Genomic DNA, 4,125 nt, shown 5'->3' with positions numbered 1-4,125 from the left:
GCAGCACCGGTCCGCTCGGCCGGCGTCCGGCCCGCACGTCGCACGTGCCGACCTTGCTCTCCTGGATGAGCACGTTGGGGTCCAGCGTGATCCCGATCAGATCGTTGGTCGAGTCGCCGGTCACCATGCCGCCGCCACCCCAGTGGTAGGGCATCCAGATCTGGTGCACGGTGCGGCCTTCGATCTTCAGCGGACGCAATCGCTCGGTCACCAGTACCCGGCCCTCGACCGCCGAGCGGGCGGTGATCACGTGGCACCAGCCCATGTGCTCGAGTCCGCGCTCGGCCGCCAGGGCGGGGGAGACCTCCACGAACATCTCCGGTTGCAGTTCGGCGAGATGTTCGAGATAGCGGCTCATCCCGCCGGCGGTGTGGTGCTCGGTGAGACGACTCGTCGTGAACACGAAGGGGAACACGTCGCTGTGTTCTTCCGGCGGTGAGGGGTTCATCGGATTGTCGTCACGCCGGTACTCCATGCGCGTCGGGTTGGCCTGCTGCGCGTAGAGCGGATTGCGGAACGGCGACTCCACCGGTTCGTAGTGCGTCGGCATCGGACCGTCGACGAGTCCCTGGGGGGCGTAGAGGGCACCCTTGCCGTCGCCCTGCATGATGAACGGATCGATCCCTTCGATCGCCTCGACACCGTCGGCGCCGTCGGGGGAGCGGTAGCTCGGCGGCTTCGTCTTCTCGAAGTCCGGCACGTCCGCGCCGGTCCACTGCTGTGCGTCCTCGTCCCACCACACGTAGGCCTTGCGTTCGCTCCACGGCCTGCCCTCGGGGTCGGCGGATGCCCGGTTGTAGAGGATGCGGCGGTTCATCGGCCACGCCCAGCCCCACTCGGGAGCCACGAACGACTGCTCGTGACGGGACTTGCGACGGTTGGCCTGATTGACGCCGTCGGCATAGACCCCGGTGTAGATCCAGCAGCCTCCGAGCGTGGAGCCGTCGTTCTTCATCTCGGTGAACGACGACAGCGGCCGCCGGGTCGCGACGTCGTAGCCGTTGATCTCCATGAGCACCGCTTCGGCACTCGGCTCGTCGTGCTCACCGTGTACGGGATAGTCCCATGCCAGGTCGAGCAGCGGACGGTCGCGCTCGTCGGTGGACGCGGCCAGACGCTCCCGCATCATGCGGCCGAGGTGGTAGAAGAACCACAGTTCCGAGCGGCAGTCCTCCGGCGGCTCGACGGCCTTCTCCCGCCACTGCAGCATCCGCTGGGTCTGGGTGAAGGTTCCTTCCTTCTCGGCGTAGGAGGCCGCCGGGAACAGGAACACCTCGGTGGCGCACTCCTCGGTCACGATCTCGCCGGTCTCGACCTCCGGGGAGTCCTTCCAGAAGCTCGCGCTCTCGATCTCGAACAGATCGCGCACCACGAGCCAGTCGAGGTTCGCCATCCCGAGCCGCTGGGCGCGCCCGTGAGCGGAGCCGACGGCCGGGTTCTGACCGAGAAGGAAGTAGCCCTTGACCTTTCCGTCGATCATGTCGAGCACCGAACGGTAGGTGCCGTGGTCGCCGGTGATCTTCGGCATGTGGTCGAAGCAGTAGTCGTTGTCGGCGGTCGCCGCGTCGCCCCAGTAGGCCTTGAGCAGGTTCACGGCGTAGGCGTCGGCCTTCGACCAGAAGCCCTTGCTGCCCGGGTTGCGGACGCTGTCGACCCACTCGGTGAACGTGTGGTGCTTGTTCGCATCGGGCATCGGCAGGTAGCCGGGCAACAGGTTGAACAGCGTCGGGATGTCGGTCGAGCCCTGGATGCTGGCGTGACCACGCAGCGCCATGATGCCTCCGCCGGGGCGGCCCATGTTGCCGAGCAACAACTGCAGGATCGCGCCGGTGCGGATGTACTGCACACCGACACTGTGCTGGGTCCAGCCCACGCTGTAGACGAGCGCCGTCGTCCGCTCCCGGCCGGAGTTCTCGGTCCATGCGCGGCAGACGTCGAGGAAGTCCTCCTGCGAGACGCCGCACACCTGCTCGACCACCTCGGGGGTGTAGCGGGCGAAGTGCCGCTTGAGCACCTGGTAGACGCACCGCGGGTGCTGCAGGGTCTCGTCACGCCTCGGGTGGCTCGCCGTCTGCATGCCGTGCGACTCGTTCTGCAGGCCCGCGGCCGTGTCCCGATGCTCGGCGTGTTCCTCGGCGTTGTCGGCCTGCGACGCGTGCAGGTCGCCGGATTCGTCCTCCACGTCGTACTGCCAGCTCGTCGGATCGTAGGTCCGCTTCTCGGGGTCGAAGCCCGAGAAGAGCCCATCGAGGTCGTCGGTGTCCTCGAACTTGTCGCTGACGAGCACCGCGGCGTTCGTGTAGTTGACCACGTACTCGCGGAAGTCCAGCTCGTTGCTCAGGACGTAGTTGACGATGCCTCCGAGGAAGGCGATGTCGCTGCCGACCCGGATCGGCACGTGCTTGTCCGCCACCGCGCTCGTACGGGTGAAGCGCGGGTCGATGTGGATGACGCGGGCACCACGTTTCTGGGCCTCCACGACCCACTGGAAGCCCACCGGGTGGGCTTCGGCCATGTTGGAACCCTGGATGATGATGCAGTCAGCGTTGGCCAGGTCGGCTGTATAGCCGGTGGCGCCGCCGCGCCCGAAGCTGGTCCCCAGACCGGGGACGGTGGCGGAGTGTCATATACGGGCCTGGTTCTCGATCTGGACCGCCCCCATCGCTGTGAACAGCTTCTTGATGAGGTAGTTCTCCTCGTTGTCCAGCGTCGCACCGCCGAGACTGGCGATGCCCATCGTGCGCCGGACACGGCGGCCCTTGTCGTCGAACTCCTGCCACGTCTCGCGACGGGTCTTCAGCACACGATCGACGACCATCTCCATGGCCGTGTCGAGGTCGAGATCTTCCCATTCGGTGCCGTAGGGCCGGCGATAACGGATCTTGGTCTCGCGCAACTCGCTGGTGACGAGATTCTTGCTCGCCGAACCCTTGGGACACAGGCGCCCGCGGTTCACGGGGCTGTCGGAGTCGCCTTCGATCTGGACGATCCGTTCGTCCTTGACGAAGATCTTCTGTCCGCATCCGACAGCGCAGTAGGGACACACGCTGCGCGCGACACGATCGGCGGTGGAGGTGCGCGGTTCGATCTCGTCGGTACGACGGGAACGCGCGGCTCTGCCGCGTCCGAGCAAGTCTTTACCGAGGAACTGGCGCAGGACGGGCCAGGGGAGGGACGTGTCCTTCTCCGCCATCGGTGCTCCTTTCCTGCGCTGTCGTTTCCGAAGCTACCGTCTACCCGCGCTTCGTGCCGGGTAATCCGGATCCCGTGCAGGTGTGTCGGCATGTCCGGCGGTCGTCGGGGTCAGCGCACCCGGATCGCGTGCTCGCCCGCGGGGACCACCTCGCCGATGACCGGATGGCCGGGGAGCTCCCCGACGACCAGGAGACCGCCCGAGGTCTGGGCATCGGCGAGCAACAGCAGTTCGTCGTCGTCCACCTCGGAGTCGACCTCGTCACGGACCCAATCGAGATTGCGACGGCTCCCGCCGGGCACGAATCCCTCCGCGAGCGACTCGCGCGCTCCCGCGACGTACGGCACGGCCGCGGCATCGAGCACGGCGGTCGTGCCACTGGCCCGCATCATCTTCATCAGATGGCCGAGCAGACCGAAACCCGTGATGTCGGTGGCGGCGCGGACACCTGCGGCGTGGGCGAGTTGCGCGGCCTCGCGGTTGAGGGTCGTCATCACCGCTACCGCCTCCTCGAACCGCTCGCCGGTGGCCTTGTGACGGTTGTTGAGGATGCCGAGGCCGAGTGGCTTGGTGAGGGTGAGCGGCAGGCCGGGTGTCGCAGCGTCGTTGCGCAACAGGCGATCCGGATCGCCGAGCCCGGTCACCGCCAGTCCGTACTTCGGTTCGCGGTCGTCGATGCTGTGCCCTCCCGCGAGATGAGCACCCGCCTCGGCGCACGCGTCGGCGCCGCCCCGCATCACCTCGGCTGCGAGTTCGAACGGGATGAGTTCGCGCGGCCAGCCCAGGAGGTTGACCGCGACGATCGGCGTGCCGCCCATCGCGTAGACGTCGGACATGGCATTGGTGGCGGCGATGCGGCCCCAGTCGTAGGCATCGTCGACGACCGGGGTGAAGAAGTCGGCCGTCACGATGACGGCCCGTCCGCTCCCGTC

The 4,125-nt window shown here is 67.2% G+C and carries 2 protein-coding genes; both read right to left on the bottom strand.

The genetic code is table 11. The features are described 5' to 3' along the window. Positions 1-3,193 (bottom strand): formate dehydrogenase (gene fdh, locus R1101_RS0117430; RefSeq protein ID WP_232284779.1); only part of this gene is annotated, 3,193 nt, incomplete at its 3' end. A 110-nt stretch (positions 3,194-3,303) separates the two neighbouring features. Then, positions 3,304-4,125: selenide, water dikinase SelD (selD, locus tag R1101_RS0117420; protein WP_016934645.1), on the bottom strand; the 822-nt coding region annotated here is incomplete at its 5' end.

The organism is Rhodococcus sp. R1101, assembly GCF_000278445.1.
GTDB lineage: Bacteria > Actinomycetota > Actinomycetes > Mycobacteriales > Mycobacteriaceae > Rhodococcus > Rhodococcus gordoniae.
The sequence above is the reverse complement of the archived record's forward strand: the minus strand, read 5'-3'. Positions and strand labels throughout refer to the sequence as shown.